The organism is Rhodococcoides kyotonense (assembly GCF_001645385.1).
GTDB lineage: Bacteria > Actinomycetota > Actinomycetes > Mycobacteriales > Mycobacteriaceae > Rhodococcoides > Rhodococcoides kyotonensis_B.
Window position 1 is genome coordinate 28,508 of sequence record NZ_LVHI01000001.1, and the last position, 17,915, is coordinate 46,422.

Genomic DNA, 17,915 nt, shown 5'->3' on the forward strand with positions numbered 1-17,915 from the left:
GCGGAAACATCGGGCTTTGTCATGCCCGATAGATTCATATGCTCTGTGACGCACGGCATTTCGAAGAGTGAAGAGATACGCATTTCGACGTATTCCTTCCGGCTTCTCGGTTCCTTACGGTTGCACTATCCCGCTCGGTTCGACGGTGCACCGTTCGGCAAAACGGAGGCGTATCGCTCTCCTTCAGACCCGTAGATCGAAGGAACAACTTCCATGAACATCGCTCTTGACGGGTTGAACGAATGAAGCCCGGTCGTACACTGGCAGGCCTCGCTGTCGCCGCTGTGCTGACGATGTCGTCCCTCACTGCGTGCAGTACTGCCGACGCCGTCGTCACCGACAACACGTTCGTCATCGCCATCGAATCCGAAGCGGACGTCCTCGATCCGCAAGTCGCGGGCGGTTGGGTGACGTGGCGTATCAATCAGCAGATCTTCGAACCTCTCGTCACCGAGGACTTGCGGACTCCGTCCAGCGAAGCGCCCGTGCCCGCGCTGGAACCCGGTCTGGCCGAATCGTGGGACATCTCGCCCGACGGGCTGACTTATACGTTCCATATTCGGCAGGGCGTGAAGTTCCACGACGGGACGCCGCTGGACGCCGCAGCCGTGGAGTACAACTTCCGCCGCATGTGGGACAAAGAGGCTCCGCAGTACTCGGCCAAGGCGGCTGGCCAGACGAACTTCATCTGGCAGAACACCGAATCGATCCAGGCGACAGACGAATTCACGCTGGTCGTGAAGCAGAGCACTCCGTTCTCACCATTCCTTCGTATGCTGGCACAGGGCGGCAACGGGTCCACTGCGATCATGAGCCCGACGGCCATCGAGACGTACGGCGCGGACATCGCCGATCACCCCGTCGGCACCGGCCCGTTCGTGTTCGACGAGCGTATCCGCGGTGAGCGGATCAGCCTGAAGCGCAACGACGATTACTGGGGCACCGAGCCGTCCATCCAGGGTGTCGTATTCCGCCCCCTTCCCGACGCGTCGGCCCGCGTCGCCGCACTGCGCAGCGGTGACGTCGACATGATCGCCGTGCCGAGTCCGGACAGCGTCGACAACCTCGTCGACGAGGGTTACCAGTTGTCCGAGGGCACTCCGCCTCACGTCTGGTACCTCTCGTTCAACATGCAGGACCCGAACATGGCCATCAAGGAGGTTCGCCAGGCGATCAACCTCGCGATCAATCGCGACGGAATGGCCACGGACCTGCTGCGTGGCACGGTGAATCCGGCCTACGGAGTGCAGGCACCCGCCAACGGTGCCTACGTCGAACGCACGGACGCCTACACACGTGACATCGACAAGGCAAAGGAGCTTCTCGCGTCCGTCGGACTACAGGATGGTTTTTCGACCACGTTGATCACGTCGGTCGACGGCTCCGGCCAGATCATCCCGACGCAGATGGCCGAATACCTCCAGCAGAACCTCGCCGAGATCGGCATCACGATGAACATCGAGACGCAGGAATGGATCTCGTACCTCGGTACCTGGGCGCAGGGAATGAAGCCCGGGACCGGAATGGCGCAGATGTCCTGGGGAATGACGACGCCGTACTGGCTGTACATCGTCACATCGTCGAAGCTGCAGGCGCCGAACGGCGTCAACGTCGGCTATTACTCGAGTCCGGAGTTGGATGCGGTGATGGACAAGGCGATTCAGGCCACCGACGAGAACGTCGCGAACGACTTCTGGCGGCAGGCGAACGACATCGTCACCGAGGACGCGGCACTGGCGCCGGTCGTCAACGACAAAGCTCCTTACGTTCTCGCGCCGTACGTCTCGGGATTCGTCTCGGCCAGCGAGGAGTGGTACGACCTGAAAGAAGTGAGGCTCGAGCAATGACCGGAACTCTGCGTTCACGACTACTGTCCACCGTCGCTGTACTTCTCGGCGTCAGTCTTATCGTCTTCCTGCTCCTTCAGTTGGTCCCGGGTGACCCTGCTTTGACCATTCTGGGTTCGGGCGCGACACAGGAATCCGTCGCGGCAGTCCGGAGCGAGCTGGGGCTCGATCGCTCCCTGCCCGTTCAGTACCTCGACTACATGGGCGGCCTGCTCCAAGGCGATCTCGGACGGTCGCTAACGGTCAGCAAGCCCGTCACCGAGATCATGATGCCGCGGTTCTGGAACACGATCATCTTGACCGTCGCTGCTCTCGCGTTGTGCATCGTCATCGGTGTTCCGCTCGGAATTGCTGCGGCCCGCAAGCAGAACGGCGTGTTCGACCGCATCGCGATGTTCGTGTCGCTGGCCGGTGCCAGCGTCCCGGTGTATTGGTTCGGGCTTGTCCTGATCGGTTTCTTCTCGATCAACCTCGGAATCTTTCCGACGTCGGGCATGTACAACAGCCGGCACCCGGGTGGCTTCGTCGACATGCTGACGCACCTCGCCCTTCCGGCGCTCGCGGCGGCACTCGTGCCCCTTGCCGTGATCGCTCGCATGACGCGAAGCGTCATGGTCGACGTCCTGCAGCAGGACTACATCCGTACCCTGCGCGCGTCGGGCCTGTCCGAGCAGTCGATACTGTGGCGGCACGGACTCCGAAACGCGTTGCCGCCCATCGTGAACGTGATAGGCCTGCAGGTCGGCTACCTGCTCGGTGGCGTGGTGTTCGTCGAGGTGGTCTTCGGATGGCCTGGCCTCGGTCAGCAGCTCTACACCTCGATCACCCAACGCGATATTCCCGTCGTGCAAGCGGGTGTGCTGTTCATCGCACTCGCATTCGTCGTGGTCAACCTCATCGCCGACATTGCCGTCGGACTCCTCGATCCGCGTACCAGAAAGACGGTGAACGCATGAACGCCGCAGTCGACATCGATATTCGTACGACCACTGCCGCGGCGCAGGGAGCAGCTGCTCCCGAAGCCTCTACGTCGCAGTGGAGATTGGGGCTCCGCACGTTCTGTCGTGACAAGGTGGCACTGGTCTCGGCGATCTTTCTGATCCTGGTGGCACTCGCCGCGATTTTCGCGCCGATGCTGACGTCGTACAGTCCGATCGCGGGCGATCCGGTGAACAGATTGGCCGGCATCGGAACCGACGGGCACATCCTCGGTCTCGACGGCCAAGGTCGAGACATTCTCGCACGCCTACTCTACGGCGGTAGGAATTCGCTTCTCGTGGCAGTGATTCCGGTGCTCGTCGCGTTCCCGCTGGCACTGCTGATCGGACTGTTCGCAGGCTACAAGCGCAGCCGTGCGGGCGAGGTCCTCATGCGGGTACTGGACGTGCTGTTCGCGTTCCCGCTGGTGCTTCTCGCCATCGCGCTGTCTGCTGTTCTCGGTGCGGGGCTGGGCAACGTGATGCTGTCGATCGGCGTGACGTTGGTGCCGTACATGGCCCGCGTCGCCTACACCGCGACCGTGCAGGAAGCGAGCAAGGAATACATCGAAGCCGCTCGGGCGTACGGAGCCAACCCCGGGCACCTGATGTTCCGCGAACTCGCACCGAACGTCGTCGCGCAGCTGATCGTGTACGCAACGACGTTGTGCGGCCTGATGATCGTCGTCGCGGCCGGATTGAGCTTCCTCGGTGTCGGTGTCGTGCCTCCGACGCCGGACTGGGGCATCATGACCTCCGACGGCTCGAGCGTTCTGCTCGAAGGCATCTATCACATCGCCACCATCCCCGGCCTTGTCATTCTTTTCGTCGCTCTCGCGTTCAACCTCGTCGGCGACGGAATCCGTGACGCTCTCGACCCCAGGAAGCAGACACGATGACCAACCAGCCTTTGTTGGACGTGCAGAATCTGCGCGTCGACTTTCACACCGACGGCGGCGTCGTACATGCCGTCAAGAACGTGTCGATCACGGTGCAGCCGGGCGAGATTCGCGGCCTGGTCGGCGAATCAGGTTCCGGTAAGAGCGTCACGTCGCTCAGCGTCCTCGGATTGCTGGGGACCGACCGCGCCCGCATCGAGGGCGGAAGGATCATGTTCCGCGGAGAGAATCTGCTGGAGAAGTCCGACAAGGACATGCGCGGAATCCGCGGTAGTCACATAGGACTCGTGTCACAGAATGCCTTGAGCGCGCTCGATCCGTCGTTCACGATCGGCTCGCAGCTGATCGAGGTCATCCGGCTGCACCAGAAGGTCGACAAGGAGACCGCACGCAAGAAGGCGCTCGAATCCCTCGAATTGGTCGCGCTGCCAGATCCGGTACGGCGCATGAAGGCTTACCCGCACGAGCTCAGTGGTGGTCAGCGTCAGCGCGTCGTCATCGCGATCGCGTTGGCGTGCAGGCCGGAACTTCTGCTCGCGGACGAGCCGACGACGGCTCTGGACGCCACCGTGCAGAAGCAGATTCTCGACTTGCTGCTCGACATCAATCGTGAACTGGGAACGGCGGTTCTGATCGTCACCCACGACTTCGGCGTCGTCGCCCACCTGTGCTCTCAGGTAACGGTCATGCGTCACGGCGAGGTCATGGAATCCGGTGCGACCTCCGACGTACTGGAACGTCCGCAGCACCCGTACACGCAGGGGTTGATGAACGCAGTACCGAAACTGCATCTGGACGAGTCGGCGCGTGCGATACCGCGCCGCAACCGCCGGCTCTTCGAATTCAAGCAACTCGCCACCGCCGGAGGTAATTGAGATGATCGAACCAGACTTTGCCGACCCCCTGATTGCCGTGCGCGACCTGCGCAAGGTGTACAAGGTTCGCGGTGACAAGAAGGCCGCCACTGAATTCGTCGCCGTCGACTCGATCAGTTTCGACATTGCCAAGGGCGAAACCTACGGCCTGATCGGGGAATCCGGGTCGGGTAAGACCACTACGGGCCGCATGGTCCTCGCTCTCGAGAAGGCCACATCGGGTTCGGTTCATTTCGAGGGCAACGACATCACCACGATGTCCGAGCTCGACATGCGTCGTTACCGCAAGCGCATGCAGATCGTGTTCCAGGATTCCGGGTCGGCATTCAACCCGCGTCGCAGCGTCGGCGCGCAGATCGGATTCGCGCTCGAACGATTCCGCATGGCGGACAAGGGAGAGATTCGCAGCCGCGTCCTCGACATGCTCAGCCGCGTCGGCATGGAAGCGGCGCACTACGACCGCTACATCCACGAATTCTCCGGCGGTCAGCGTCAGCGCCTGGGCATCGCGCGGGCGCTGATCACCGACCCCGACTTCCTCGTACTCGACGAACCCACCGCAGCCCTCGACGTCTCGGTGCAGGCGCAGATCCTGAACCTTCTCAAAGACCTTCAACAGGAACGAGATCTGACGATGCTTCTGATCACCCACAACCTCGCGCTGGTCGAGCACATGTGCGACCACGCAGGTGTCCTCGACCACGGAACGCTCGTCGAATCGGGGCCCGTCGACGATCTGCTGACCACACCCGAGACTGCCATCACACGCGCTCTCGTCGACGCGGTCCTCGAACCCGCGGCGGTGGCATCGTGAGCGAATACAGTTGGGCAGCAGAATATCTGCGCTCTCACGGAATTCCAGACGCAATCGTCGGCGACGTCGACCAGGCGGCTGGGTCATCGCTGGCATCGGCGAAGCGACTGGCTGCGGCCGTCGCACCCAGCGATCCACTGCCGCTGATTCTCGACACGACCGCAGGAGGCCCGCGATGATCGAACCCACACAGGCGACCGCGCTGGCCATCAATCGCGGCGTCGAATCGGGCGAGCTCGACCCCGTCGACGTCGTGGACGCATACTTGGACCGGATCGCGGCCGTCGACCCAGCTCTCGAATCGTTCGTCCTCGTCGCTGCCGAAGAAGCACGAGCCGATGCGCTGCTGCAGCGTGAAGCCGTGCGGTCCGGCATCCCAGGTGGGCCGCTGCGCGGAGTTCCGTTCGCGGTCAAAGACCTGTACGACACCGTCGGGCATCCCACCCGATCCGGATCGCTCGCGTCGTCGGATGCACCGGCGGCAGCCGACGCGGCAACGGTGACGGCACTGCGGGACGCTGGTGCAATCTTGATCGGCAAGACCACGACGCACGAGTACGCGTACGGCGTCACGACGCCACCGACGAAGAACCCGTGGGGGTTCGATCGTGTCCCCGGTGGGTCGAGCGGTGGTTCGGGTGCGGCGGTCGGTGCTCGGTTAACGCCCATCGCGATGGGAACCGACACCGGTGGTTCCATCCGCATCCCGGCTGCACTGTGCGGGGTCACGGGCATGAAGGCGACGTACGGCCGAGTCAGCAAACGCGGTGTGACCGTACTCAGTTGGACGCTCGACCATGCCGGACCGTTGACGACCACCGTCGCCGACGCGGCCGCCGCTCTCGGTGTGCTCGCGGGTCACGACCCGCAGGATCCGTACAGTGCGCAGATCGCGGTACCGAATTTCACCGCGATGCTGGACCGCGGAGTCGACGGCCTGCGTCTCGGAGTCAGCGAGCAGTACTTCTGCGATCGCCTGGAGCCCGGCGTGGCGTCGGCGTTCGAGGACGCCGTTCGCGAACTGGAACGGGCGGGCGCGACCATCGTGCCGGTGACGTTCCCCGGCGTCGAATTGTCGCCGGACATTGTCGGAGTCGTCGCCAGCGTCGAAGCGGCGTCGTTCCATCAGCACCGCGCGAACGAACGCCCGGATCTGTTCGGCCCCGACGTCGTCGACGCGCTCCGCGCCGGTCACCTTCACACGGGAGTTGCATACGTGGACGCGCAGCGCGCCCGATCCGTCGTCACGGCCGGCATGCACAGCGTTTTCGCCGGCGTCGACGCGTTGCTGTCGCCGACGATCGCCGGTACCGCACCCGTTCTTGGCTCCGTCCGATCGCCGTTGGGCGACAACGACATCGACGTGCTCAACGCACTCAACGCACTGACAGTCCCCGCCAACGTCACCGGGATGCCCGCGCTGTCGGTGCCGTGCGGATTCGACGGAGGGCTGCCGGTGGGCTTGCAAATCATGACACCACCATTCCAGGAAGCACTTGCCTTCGCCGTCGGGCAGGCATTCGAAGCCCGGACCGACTTCGCCGCGGCAGTACCCTCCGCGGCATCCGTCAAGACAGGAGAATTACTATGACAGACAACGATTTCCAGCCGTCGAAAGAGCAGCTCGCGACGGTGTTCGAGTACGCCGGATTACCGGTGAGTGCCCAGCGTCTCGACTCCGAATTCGACACCTACAGCTCCACTCTCGCGCTCATCCGCAAAGCCAGCATCCGCGGCATCGGCGAAACCGTCCCCGCCGCAGCATTCAACGCGTCCTGGGAATAGGCACACATAGCATCGGAAAGGCACGCACATGGAACTCTACGAACTCTCGCTGTCCGACGTCGCTGACAAGATCAAATCGAAGGAAGTCTCGCCCGTCGAGGTCGCGCAGTCCTCACTCGATCGTCTCGCCGAGGTCGAACCCGCCATCACGTCGTTCGTCACGGTGACGGGGGAGCACGCACTCGCGCAGGCCGCGGCCGCTGAGGCGGAGATCGCCGCAGGTAACTACAAGGGCGCACTGCACGGAATTCCGCTCGGCGTCAAGGACCTCTACGACACCGCAGGGATCCTCACCACCTCCAGTTCGGCGCAGCGTGCCGACAACGTGCCGACGGCGGACTCGGCGTCCGTGGCGAAGTTGTACGACGCGGGCATGATCATGGTCGGCAAGACCCACACGCACGAGTTTGCCTACGGCGCAACGACTCCGACGTCCGGAAACCCGTGGGATCCCACACGCACACCCGGTGGGTCGTCGGGTGGATCGGGCGCGGCCGTCGGTGCAGGCATCGTCCACGTGGCTCTCGGTAGCGACACGGGCGGTTCGATCCGTATTCCGGCGGGTCTGTGCGGAACCGTCGGGCTCAAGCCGACGTTCGGACGCGCTTCGCGAGCAGGCGTCGCGTCGCTGTCGTGGTCGCTCGACCATGTCGGACCACTGACACGCAACGTCGTCGACGCAGGCCTCGTCATGGCAGCCATGTCGGGATACGACCGTCGCGACCCGGCCTCGGTGAATCTCGGCATTCCCGACTTCGTCACCGGGATCGACGGCGGTGTGGCAGGCAAGCGAATCGGCATCCCGACGAACTTCTACACCTATCACGTCGAGCAGGAGACCCAAGACGTCGCGCGACGCGCAGCGGAGGTGCTGCAGGGCCTCGGAGCAGAACTGGTCGAGGTGGAGATCCCGCTGGCCGAGTACATTCTGCCGGTCGAATGGGGCATCCTGACGGCCGAAGCCAGTGCCTACCACATGGATGCGCTGCGGCACTCTCCCGAGAAGTTCACCGAGGAAGTCCGGACTCTCGTCGAGGCAGGCGAAGCCGTTCTGGCCACCGACTACATCAACTCCATTCGCCTGCGCACTCGGATTCAGGAAGCGTGGCGGGACATGTACAAGGACATCGATGTTCTACTCGGTCCGACTGTTCCCGGTGTCGCAGCGTTGCGCGAGGACCCGTACTTCCTCTGGAACGACGGTGTGGTCGAGGGCGCGACGAGCGCGTATTCGCGAATGTCCGCTCCGGCCAACGTGACCGGCCTTCCCGCGTTGCAGGTCCCTGCAGAGTTCTCCGCGATGGGCCTCCCGATCGGTGTCCAGATCATCGGCAAGCCATTCCACGAAGCCGAAATCCTGCAGGTCGGGTACGCGCTGGAGCAGGCGAGCGACGTCGTCGGACGTATCGCGCCGGTGGCCTCTGCGGCGCCAGTACCGGTATGACGGCCTCACGTGCCGCGGTCTCGTCTATCGTCGTGATCGAGGAGATCGTGGGGCACGAGCTCGAGTCCGATATCGCGACCGTCTTGCACGAACTGCGTCACGGGCATCGCGTCGAGTACGTGCACCTCGATCCCGCCGATCTCGATCGCAGTCGTCTTCGGGTGACGTCCGACGCCGGTGTCGACTACGCGATCGCACTGCCGCGAGACAAGAGGTTGGTCGACGGGGCCGTCCTGCTGATGAACGACAGCGGCGCGGTCGTCGTCCGTGCCGGGCAACCACGTGAAATGGTCCTGCACGCGACGGATGCAGCATCGGCACTCCGGTTGGGCTTCCTGGCAGGGCACCTGCACTGGAAGGCAGCGATGGTGGACGCGACGATGACGGTGACGCTCGAAGGACCCGAATCGGATTACCGTGCACGCATCGAGGACCTACTCGCATCGGGCGGCGTCGAACAGATTCCCGAGTGACGTCGACGGAGCTACTCGCTGTTCTCCGGTTGGCGGACAGCGCCTTCCCATCGGGAGGATTCGCTTTCTCCTCGGGACTCGAAGGCGCCGTCCGTGACGGATTCGTCGTCGACGAGGCCGACGTCGCCGCGTTCGCGGAGGAAGCCATCGCTTCTCGGTGGCACACCCAAGATCGTGTCGTGCTTCGGCGGGCATGGAACGATCCTCGTGAGGCGGACGACCTTGCGGAGGCGTCGACCGTGACGTCGACCCTCCGCGAGGCGTCGCGGCGATCGGGAGCGGCGTTGCTGTCGACCTTCGCCTCGCTCGACAATGCCGACGCCGTCGCCTATCGGGCCATGGTCCTGACAGGCGATGCACCCGGTCATCTCCCGGTCGCACAGGCAGTCTCCTACCGCGGCCTCGGTCTGAGTACGTCGGCGGCCGAGGCAATCAGCGGATGGCAGGTTCTGTCCGGAATCGCCAGCGCTGCACTGCGACTCGGTGTGACCGGACACATCGGGTCGCAGCGAGTGATGCTAGCCGCAGAGGCCGTGCTGTCCGAGATCCTGGACGCGCCCGTCGACCGACAACCGTCGTCGTTCACCGCGTTCGCAGATATCGCCGCGCAGCGTCGCAGCGACGGAATCCGATTGTTCGCCAGCTAATTTTCTTCCGAAGGAGACATCGGTGTTGCTCACCCCTACCGAGATGGAGCGTCTGACGGTGTTCACCGCAGCGCAGATCGCTCGGCGCAATCTAGCCGAGGGCGTCCGGCTCACCCACCCCGAGGCCGTCGCTCTTTTGACCGACGAAATCATGCTGGCCGCCAGGAAGGACATGACGTTCGACGCGGTCATCGACCACGCGTGCCACGTGCTGACCGCCGATCAGGTGATGGACGGTGTGCCGCAGATGATTTCGATCCTGCTCGTCGACGCCCCGTTCGCGGAAGGAACCAAGCTCGTCACCGTCGTCGATCCGATTGCGGGCGGCCCTGACGAGATCGTGCCCGGTGAAATTCTCGCGTCGGACTCGCCCGTCGAGGTGTTCGGCGAGCTCGAATCGATCGAAGTGCGCGTCGTCAACACCGGAGACCGGGACGTGCAGGTCCGTAGCCAGACGCATTTCTTCGAAGTCAACGACGCACTCGAGTTCGACCGGCGGGCGGCGTGGGGACACAAGCTCGAGGTCGCAGCGGGAGCGGGAGTCCGCTTCGAGCCGGGGATTGCGGTGACGGTCCGGCTCGTGCCGATGCAGGGCGATCGCGTCGCACACGGTTTTCGCGGTCTGGTCAACGGTCCGCTCGATGGAGGTGAGGCCGCGTGATGCGCATCGATCGTGCGTCGTACATCCGCATGTTCGGCCCGACGACGGGAGACCGTATTCGGCTGGCGGATTCGAATCTGTTCGTCGAGATCGAGAAGGATTTGACGACATCCGGATACGAGTTGCTGGCCGGCGCAGGGAAGAACGTACGTGACGGCGAGGGGTATCGACCGAATACGACGTCGTCGACCGGGGCGCTGGACTACGTGTTCACGAACGCGACCATCGTCGATGCGGTTACGGGGATCATAAAGGCGGACATAGGTATTCGTGACGGAATAATCGTGGGTATCGGCAAGGCGGGTAATCCCGACGTCATGCCCGACGTGACTCCGGGGATGACCGTCGGGCACATGACCACACCGATTCCGTCCGAAGGCTTGATAGTCACGGCCGGCACGATCGAGACTCATGCACATCTGATTTCTCCGCAACAGTCCGAACATGCTTTGTCCACGGGCACGACGATGTTGATCGGTGGTTCACCGGGCCCGGCGTTCGAGGTCGGGTCCGGTAGTACGCGCAACCTCGGATTGTTCCTCCGGGGCGGTGAGTACTCCGCGATGAACTTCGTGGCGTTCGGACGTGGGTCGTCCGACGCGGATGCCGTCCTGGAATCCGTTGCGGCAGGAGCGGGGGCGGTGAAGATCCACGAGGATTTCGGGGCGTCGCCCGCGGTGATCGATGCAACGTTGCGCGCAGCCGATTCGGCGGACTTCGCCGTCCACCTGCACACCGATTCCATCAACGAGTTCGGATTCGCAGAGACGACGATGTCGACCATCGGCGACCGCACCATCCACATGTATCACGTCGAGGGAGCAGGCGGAGGGCACGCACCCGACCTGATCCGATGCGTCGGATACGACAACGTGATTCCGGCGTCGACCAATCCGACGAATCCGTACACCGCGTACGCGCTCGACGAAGGTGTACCGATGACGATGGAAGCGCACAACATGAACTGGAACGCGCCGGAGGACGTCGCGTTCGCAGAAGCACGGATTCGGCCGCAGACGATGATCGCCGAAGACTTCCTTCACGACATGGGAGCGATCTCGATCTTCGGAAGCGACACCCAGGGAATGGGTCGAGTCGCCGAGAACACCGCGAATTGCTGGCAGTTGGCGGACGTCATGAAGCAGCGCGTCGGGCGGCTTCCCGAGGAGACAACGGCCGCGTCGGACAACGAACGCGTCAAGCGATATGTGGCGAAGCTGACGGTCAATCCAGCTATCTCGATCGGTGCGGGACGACACCTCGGGTCCGTGGAGGTCGGCAAGATCGCGGATCTCGTCCTGTGGTCACCTGCGTTCTTCGGGGTGAAGCCGAACTTCGTCATGAAGAACGGATTCGTCGCGTGGGCGGCACTCGGTGACGCCGCCGGAAGCATCTCACGGTCCGAACCCGTTGTGCAGAGGGCAAACTGGGGTTCACTGGGCAGCGCGCCCGAGAAACTTGGATTCGTCTTCATGTCGTCTTTGGCGACCGAAGCCGGACTTCCCGAGGCGCTGGGCCTGCGGAAGAACGTCGTGACGATCGACTCCGTACGGCACTTGCGCAAGAGGGACATGGTGCGCAATTCGGCATTGCCACACATCGACGTCGACCCCCGCACATTCGACGTGCGTGCCGACGGACAACTGCTCACCGGTGAGCCGGCAACGTCGGTTCCTTTCTCGCGGAGGTACATGCTTCGATGAACGCGCTACGAGCGGCACGAATCGGAATCGGTGGACCTGTCGGCTCTGGAAAGACGGCTCTGGTGGAGCAGTTGATCGTCGAGTTCGCGCGTCGGAGAAGATCGGTGTCGGTGATCACCAACGACCTCGTCACTGAGGAGGACGCCGAACGAGTCCGGCGATCGGGCTTGATCGACCCGGGGCGCGTCCGTGCGGTAGAAGCTGGGGGATGCCCGCACACCGTGATCCGAGAAGACCCGTCGCTGAACATCGCGATGGCCGACCGGCTCGAAGCCGAATTTCCCGACACCGAGGTTCTGCTGCTCGAGAGCGGCGGTGACAACCTGGCGTCGACATTCTCGCGCGACCTCGTCGACTATTGGGTGTTCGTCATCGACGTCGCCGGGGGAGACGACATACCGCGTAAGCGTGGACCGGGCGTCGTGCGCTGTGATCTGTTGGTGGTCAACAAGATCGACCTCGCGCAGTACGTGGGTGCCGATCTGCAACTGATGCTGAAACAAGCCGACGACGTGCGCGGCGGACGTCCGATCGTGTGCACCAACGCGCGCGCAGGAATCGGAATCGGCGAGGTGGTCGACGTATTCGACCGCGAGGTTCTGTTCGTGTGACCACTCCGCTGGCACTGGACCTGTCGTTCACCACGACCGGGGCGCGCACGGTGTTCGATCGGCGACGCTATCGCTGGCCCCAGACCGTGGGCCGGATGTTTCACCTCGATGCGTCGGATCCCGGTCGTGGTCGGGTCATCGTGCAGAACTCGGGTGGGTCGCTGCATCCGGGGGATCGGATCCGACAACGGATCGCGGCAACGACTGGCGCCCGCATCGAGGTCGTCGGGCAGGGGGCGATGCTCGTCACCGGTGTGCCCGACGGTCGCGCAGGTGCCGAGCGCACCGAGCTACGCGTCGACGACGGTGCGGAGCTGGCCTTCCGACCCGAACCGCGGATACTCACTGCGTTCGCGCATGCGCGTCAGGACACGCACGTGAAGTTGGGGTCGGGAATCGTAGTGCTCACCGACGCGGTCGTCGTGCACCCCGAGGTGACGGCCGAGACGTTCGGCAGCTTTCGCTCGTGTGTCAGGGTGACTACGGCCGGTCGCATCCTGGCGCTCGACGCCCAGCACGCGTCGTCGTTGCCGTCTCCACGCTCGGGCCTGCGTGCCTTCGCAACGGTGTATTTGCTTGGGCGTCGCCCCGATGATGCGGTCATGAAGCGTACGACCGCACCACTGGACGAGATGGACGGTCGATCCGGCGTCTACGCAGCGGTGACTTCGCTGCCGAACGGCGTCGGGCGTGCGGTTCGGCTCGCAGCGACAGGAGGAGGACTCTTGCGAGCTGCGATGGCGGAGGTCGTGGGACACTGGACCACGTGAGGCTCTACCGGGACAACGCAGTCGTGCTGCGCCAGCACAAGCTGGGCGAAGCCGACCGCATCGTCACGCTCCTGACGCGCGACAACGGCATCGTCCGAGCCGTCGCGAAGGGGGTGCGCCGCACGAAGTCGAAATTCGGCGCGCGGTTGGAGCCGTTTGCGCACATCGACGTTCTGCTCCACCCTGGCCGCAATCTGGACATCATCACCCAGGTGCACACGGTCAACGCGTTCGGCGGCGACATCGTCACCGATTACGGCTGCTACACCACCGGTTGTGCGATCCTCGAGACCGCCGAGCGGCTCGCGGGTGAAGAACACGCGCCGGCGAAGCGGCTGCATCAGCTCACGGTCGGGGCCTTGCGTGCATTGGCCGACCGCACTCGGCCCCCCGAACTGATTCTGGACGCGTTCCTGCTGCGTGCGATGGGTTTCGCAGGATGGGCGCCGTCGTTGACCGAATGTGCACGCTGCGCGGCGCCTGGACCACATCGTGCATTTCACGTCGCCGCGGGTGGTTCGGTGTGCGTGCACTGCAGGCCTCCCGGCTCGGCGACGCCGACGAGCGGTGTCCTCGACTTGATGGTCGCGCTCGAACGCGGGGAGTGGGCCTTCACCGAGACGACGTCGGTGGCCGTGCGTGGTCAGGCCAGCGGTCTCGTCGCAGCCCACCTGCAGTGGCATCTGGAGCGGCAACTGCGGACGTTGCCGCTCATCGAAAGAGAAGCGCCGCATCGCAGCGAGCCTGATTCGGCCCCGGCGCCGGTCGTCGGGCAGGATGAAGACCGTGATTCTTCGACGCGAGCCGCGCACTCAGCCTGACGGGATGCGGGGGGTACGTCCTCCGGATCCGCACCCGTCGGGGGCCAAGCCGCCGATCCTGCAGCCGGAGTTGATTCCGAAGCACGTCGCACTCGTCATGGACGGTAACGGTCGCTGGGCGCAGGAACGTGGCATGCCGCGTACGGCGGGCCACGAGCGTGGCGAGGCAGTGCTCATGGACACCGTGTGCGGATGCATCGACATCGGCGTCAAGTGGTTGTCGGCGTACGCGTTCTCGACGGAGAACTGGAAGCGCAGCCCCGACGAGGTGAAGTTCCTGATGGGCTTCAATCGCGACGTGATTCGTCGTCGACGCGACGAGATGAACGAGATGGGTGTTCGGGTCCGGTGGGCAGGTAGACGACCGCGATTGTGGCGCAGCGTCATCAAGGAACTCGAGATCGCCGAGGAACTGACGAAGAAGAACACCGTCATGACGTTGACGATGTGTGTCAATTACGGCGGCCGCGCCGAGATCGCTGATGCGACAAAGGAAATCGCACGCGAGGTCGCGGCAGGTAGGTTGGATCCGGAACGAATCACCGAGGCAACCGTCGCCAAGTATCTCGACGAGTCCGACATGCCCGACGTCGACTTGTTCCTGCGCCCGTCGGGGGAGCAGCGCACGTCGAACTTCCTGATCTGGCAGTCGGCGTACGCGGAATTCGTGTTCCAGAAGAAACTGTTTCCGGACTTCGACCGCCGAGACCTGTGGGAAGCGTGTGTCGAGTTCGCTTCTCGCGACCGCAGATTCGGGGGCGTCAAGTATGAGTGAGGGTCTGACGCTGCAGTCACGAGCCGAGATCGCGCTGTCGCAGTTCGCGACCGTGAACGTGGGGGAGGACGGTTCGCTCGGATTCGACTATGCGGGGGCGCTGTGCTCGCTCAGGTCCGTCGAGCTGGCACCGGGTCTGGAAGTGCTGTCGTTGACGGCGGTCTTGGCGTGGGATCGGCCCGTCAAAGCGTCGCTGCACAAGAAGGTGGCGGATCGCAATTCCGAGTCGCAGTTCGGATCCATCTCCGTGAACGTGCACGGCAAGATGGCAGATGTGTTGCTGCGCTACATCTTTCCGGCTTCCGGCCTGAACGACGAGCCGTTGATGACGATGCTCGTTCTCGTCCTGGCCGGAGTCGAGAAGGCCCGCGAGGGACTCCTGCCCTGAGCTACTTGGCCTTGCACTCGCTGCAGGTGCCGAAAATCTCGATCGTGTGGCTGACGTCGCTGAACCCGTTGCTCTCGGCGACGTTCTGCGACCACTTCTCGACGGTCGGGCCCTCGACCTCGACCGTGTAACCGCAGTCGCGGCATACGAGGTGATGGTGGTGACCGGACGAGCAGCGTCGGTAGACGGATTCGCCGGTGTCGGTGCGCAAAACGTCGACGGTGCCCGCATCGGCCAGGGTCTGCAGCGTTCGGTACACCGTGGTCAGGCCGATTCCCTCACCGCGCTTGCGCAGTTCGTCGTGCAGATCCTGTGCCGACCGGAACTCCTCGATGTTGTCGAGAAGATCGGAAATGGCGCTGCGCTGCTTGGTTGCGCGGACGCCGACGGCCACCGGTTTGCGGGGCGCGGGAGATTCGGTCACGAATATCAGCTCTCTTCTGCGTGGGCGACGGCGTCGACGACGATGTGTGCGAGATGATCGTCGACGAGACGGTAGAGCACCTCACGACCGTTGCGTTCACCGCGGACCACACCTGCCGACTTGAGCACACGCAGGTGCTGGCTGATCAAGGGCTGGGTGACGCCGAGCGCACCGACGAGCTCGTGGACGCATCGCTCGGACTCGCGCAGTTGGAGAACGATCGCGATGCGTACGGGCGCTGCCAATGCGCGCAGGATGTCACCGGCTGCGACCAGCGTGTCCTTCGGAGGAACGGGAGCAGGGGGGACCGACGCGAACGGGTCGTGGGAGTGAGCAGCCAGGCCCTCGTCCGTGCGATCGTCGTCCCCGAGAGGTGAAGGGTCGGTTTCCAGCATTGCCAACGGAAAACTCCTTCGGGTGGTGTCGGGGTATCGCTACAGACTAGTCCAGCGACTGTTAATGCAAATCACTTCCATTTTGATATGCACAAGTGCGCATGTCAAACGAGGTAGGCAGTGTTCGGAGAAAGTGGTCACGACCGATAGGCTCGGTGCCTGAAGAAAGTCCCTCTCACCAGACACAAGATGGAGAGCTCCGCCAGTGGCACCCAAGTCCAAAGTCGAAACCGTCGCCAACCTCGCCAAGCGTCGAGGACTCGTGTACCCCTGCGGCGAGATCTACGGCGGTACCAAGTCTGCCTGGGACTACGGCCCCCTCGGCGTCGAGCTCAAGGACAACATCAAGAAGCAGTGGTGGCGCAACATGGTCACCAGTCGCGAAGACACCGTCGGCCTCGATTCGTCGGTGATCTTGCCGCGTGAGGTGTGGGAGGCCTCCGGTCACGTCGAGACGTTCTCCGACCCGCTGGTCGAGTCGCTCATCACCCACAAGCGCTACCGTGCCGACCATCTCATCGAGGCGTACGAGGAAAAGCACGGGCACCCTCCCGAGAACGGCCTCGCCGACATCCGCGATCCCGAAACCGGTGACCCGGGCCAGTGGACCGAGCCGCGCGCGTTCTCCGGCCTGCTCAAGACCTACCTCGGTCCCGTCGACAACGAAGAGGGCTTGCACTACCTGCGCCCCGAAACGGCACAGGGAATCTTCGTCAACTTCGCCAATGTGCTGACGACGTCGCGAAAGAAGCCGCCGTTCGGTATCGGTCAGATCGGCAAGAGCTTCCGCAACGAGATCACCCCCGGCAACTTCATCTTCCGCACGCGCGAGTTCGAGCAGATGGAGATGGAGTTCTTCGTCAAGCCCGGCGACGACGACGAGTGGCACCAGTACTGGATCGACTACCGCATGAAGTGGTACACCGACCTTGGCATCGACCCGGAGAACCTGCGTCTCTACGAGCACGCTCAGGAGAAGCTGTCGCACTACTCCAAGCGGACAGTCGATATCGAGTACCGTTTCCGCTTCCAGGGCAGCGAGTGGGGCGAGCTCGAAGGCATCGCCAACCGCACCGACTACGACCTGTCGGTGCACTCGAAGGCGTCGGGCCAGGACCTCAGCTTCTACGAACAGGCCACCGACACTCGCTACACGCCGTACGTCATCGAGCCTGCAGCAGGTCTGACGCGTTCGCTGATGGCGTTCCTCGTCGACGCGTACACCGAGGACGAGGCCCCCAACGCCAAGGGCGGCGTCGACAAGCGCGTCGTGCTCAAGCTCGACCGTCGTCTGGCGCCGGTCAAGGTCGCGGTTCTGCCTCTCTCGCGTAACGCCGACCTGACGCCGAAGGCGAAGGACCTCGCTCAGCAGCTGCGTCAGTTCTGGAACGTCGAATTCGACGACGCCGGTGCCATCGGCCGTCGCTACCGTCGCCAGGACGAGATCGGTACACCGTTCTGCATCACCGTCGACTTCGACACCCTCGACGACCAGGCTGTCACCATCCGTGAGCGTGACACGATGGCGCAGGAGCGCGTCGCACTCGATCAGGTCCAGGCATACCTCGGAGCGCGCCTGCTGGGTGCGTGATTCCGGCCAGCAGCA

General features: G+C 63.7%; 21 protein-coding genes. 19 read left to right on the forward strand and 2 right to left on the reverse strand.

Translation table 11 applies throughout. The annotated features are described in order from the left end of the window. Positions 1 to 242 precede the first annotated feature (242 nt). From A3K89_RS00130 to A3K89_RS00215, 18 genes are read left to right on the forward strand one after another with little or no spacing between them, the layout of a single operon-like run. A complete protein-coding gene (locus A3K89_RS00130) occupies positions 243 to 1,847 on the forward strand; it encodes an ABC transporter substrate-binding protein (protein ID WP_068420420.1) in 1,605 nt (534 codons plus the stop codon). After that, complete coding sequence (locus A3K89_RS00135; protein ID WP_068420421.1) at positions 1,844 to 2,803, forward strand: ABC transporter permease; 960 nt, start codon at positions 1,844 to 1,846, stop codon at positions 2,801 to 2,803. Before A3K89_RS00130 ends, A3K89_RS00135 begins: the two co-directional genes overlap by 4 nt. Next, on the forward strand, positions 2,800 to 3,723 hold the full coding sequence (locus A3K89_RS00140; RefSeq protein WP_084423492.1) for an ABC transporter permease: 924 nt from the start codon (positions 2,800 to 2,802) through the stop codon (positions 3,721 to 3,723). The genes A3K89_RS00135 and A3K89_RS00140 overlap by 4 nt, the downstream gene beginning before the upstream one ends. After that, positions 3,720 to 4,598 carry an ABC transporter ATP-binding protein gene (locus A3K89_RS00145; RefSeq protein WP_068420424.1) on the forward strand — a complete coding sequence of 293 codons (879 nt, stop codon included), beginning with the start codon at positions 3,720 to 3,722 and terminating at the stop codon, positions 4,596 to 4,598. The genes A3K89_RS00140 and A3K89_RS00145 overlap by 4 nt, the downstream gene beginning before the upstream one ends. A gap of 1 nt (position 4,599) precedes the next feature. Continuing rightward, the gene (locus A3K89_RS00150) at positions 4,600 to 5,412 is read left to right on the forward strand and encodes an ATP-binding cassette domain-containing protein (protein ID WP_068420426.1); all 813 of its coding nucleotides are present in this window, start codon (positions 4,600 to 4,602) and stop codon (positions 5,410 to 5,412) included. Further along, positions 5,409 to 5,591 carry a hypothetical protein gene (locus A3K89_RS00155; RefSeq protein WP_068420428.1) on the forward strand — a complete coding sequence of 61 codons (183 nt, stop codon included), beginning with the start codon at positions 5,409 to 5,411 and terminating at the stop codon, positions 5,589 to 5,591. Before A3K89_RS00150 ends, A3K89_RS00155 begins: the two co-directional genes overlap by 4 nt. Next, positions 5,588 to 7,003, forward strand: a complete 1,416-nt coding sequence (locus A3K89_RS00160; protein ID WP_068420429.1) for an amidase — start codon at positions 5,588 to 5,590, stop codon at positions 7,001 to 7,003. Before A3K89_RS00155 ends, A3K89_RS00160 begins: the two co-directional genes overlap by 4 nt. Next, positions 7,000 to 7,197, forward strand: coding sequence for a hypothetical protein (locus A3K89_RS00165; RefSeq protein ID WP_068420430.1), 198 nt, complete (start codon positions 7,000 to 7,002; stop codon positions 7,195 to 7,197). Before A3K89_RS00160 ends, A3K89_RS00165 begins: the two co-directional genes overlap by 4 nt. Before the next feature lie 28 nt (positions 7,198 to 7,225). Further along, the gene (locus tag A3K89_RS00170) at positions 7,226 to 8,641 is read left to right on the forward strand and encodes an Asp-tRNA(Asn)/Glu-tRNA(Gln) amidotransferase GatCAB subunit A (protein ID WP_068420431.1); all 1,416 of its coding nucleotides are present in this window, start codon (positions 7,226 to 7,228) and stop codon (positions 8,639 to 8,641) included. Then, positions 8,638 to 9,114, forward strand: a complete 477-nt coding sequence (locus A3K89_RS00175; protein ID WP_068420433.1) for an urease accessory protein UreE — start codon at positions 8,638 to 8,640, stop codon at positions 9,112 to 9,114. Before A3K89_RS00170 ends, A3K89_RS00175 begins: the two co-directional genes overlap by 4 nt. Then, entirely contained in the window at positions 9,111 to 9,761 is a 651-nt protein-coding gene (locus tag A3K89_RS00180) for an urease accessory protein UreF (RefSeq protein WP_068420435.1), read from the forward strand. The genes A3K89_RS00175 and A3K89_RS00180 overlap by 4 nt, the downstream gene beginning before the upstream one ends. Positions 9,762 to 9,783: 22 nt before the next feature. Further along, positions 9,784 to 10,422, forward strand: a complete 639-nt coding sequence (gene ureB / locus A3K89_RS00185; RefSeq protein ID WP_068420437.1) for an urease subunit beta — start codon at positions 9,784 to 9,786, stop codon at positions 10,420 to 10,422. Continuing rightward, a complete protein-coding gene (gene ureC / locus A3K89_RS00190; protein ID WP_068420439.1) occupies positions 10,422 to 12,125 on the forward strand; it encodes an urease subunit alpha in 1,704 nt (567 codons plus the stop codon). Before ureB ends, ureC begins: the two co-directional genes overlap by 1 nt. Beyond that, on the forward strand, positions 12,122 to 12,736 hold the full coding sequence (ureG, locus tag A3K89_RS00195; protein WP_068420441.1) for an urease accessory protein UreG: 615 nt from the start codon (positions 12,122 to 12,124) through the stop codon (positions 12,734 to 12,736). The genes ureC and ureG overlap by 4 nt, the downstream gene beginning before the upstream one ends. Then, positions 12,733 to 13,506: an urease accessory protein UreD gene (locus A3K89_RS00200; protein WP_068420442.1), complete on the forward strand. Its 774-nt coding sequence runs from the start codon at positions 12,733 to 12,735 to the stop codon at positions 13,504 to 13,506. The genes ureG and A3K89_RS00200 overlap by 4 nt, the downstream gene beginning before the upstream one ends. Beyond that, positions 13,503 to 14,327 carry a DNA repair protein RecO gene (gene recO / locus A3K89_RS00205; protein WP_084423493.1) on the forward strand — a complete coding sequence of 275 codons (825 nt, stop codon included), beginning with the start codon at positions 13,503 to 13,505 and terminating at the stop codon, positions 14,325 to 14,327. The genes A3K89_RS00200 and recO overlap by 4 nt, the downstream gene beginning before the upstream one ends. Beyond that, a complete protein-coding gene (locus tag A3K89_RS00210; protein WP_068420444.1) occupies positions 14,284 to 15,102 on the forward strand; it encodes an isoprenyl transferase in 819 nt (272 codons plus the stop codon). The genes recO and A3K89_RS00210 overlap by 44 nt, the downstream gene beginning before the upstream one ends. Then, the gene (locus A3K89_RS00215; RefSeq protein WP_068420445.1) at positions 15,095 to 15,490 is read left to right on the forward strand and encodes a hypothetical protein; all 396 of its coding nucleotides are present in this window, start codon (positions 15,095 to 15,097) and stop codon (positions 15,488 to 15,490) included. The genes A3K89_RS00210 and A3K89_RS00215 overlap by 8 nt, the downstream gene beginning before the upstream one ends. A 1-nt stretch (position 15,491) precedes the next feature. Here A3K89_RS00215 and A3K89_RS00220 read toward each other — a convergent pair whose 3' ends face one another. Both A3K89_RS00220 and A3K89_RS00225 read right to left on the reverse strand, forming a co-directional pair. After that, on the reverse strand, positions 15,492 to 15,914 hold the full coding sequence (locus A3K89_RS00220; RefSeq protein ID WP_068420447.1) for a Fur family transcriptional regulator: 423 nt from the start codon (positions 15,912 to 15,914) through the stop codon (positions 15,492 to 15,494). A 5-nt stretch (positions 15,915 to 15,919) separates the two neighbouring features. Then, positions 15,920 to 16,309 (reverse strand): ArsR/SmtB family transcription factor, encoded by a 390-nt coding sequence (locus tag A3K89_RS00225; protein ID WP_068420448.1) that lies wholly within the window; start codon positions 16,307 to 16,309, stop codon positions 15,920 to 15,922. A gap of 205 nt (positions 16,310 to 16,514) precedes the next feature. On the opposite strand from A3K89_RS00225, the gene A3K89_RS00230 reads away from it, so the two are divergent. Further along, positions 16,515 to 17,900 (forward strand): glycine--tRNA ligase, encoded by a 1,386-nt coding sequence (locus tag A3K89_RS00230; protein WP_068420450.1) that lies wholly within the window; start codon positions 16,515 to 16,517, stop codon positions 17,898 to 17,900. Positions 17,901 to 17,915: the final 15 nt, after the last annotated feature.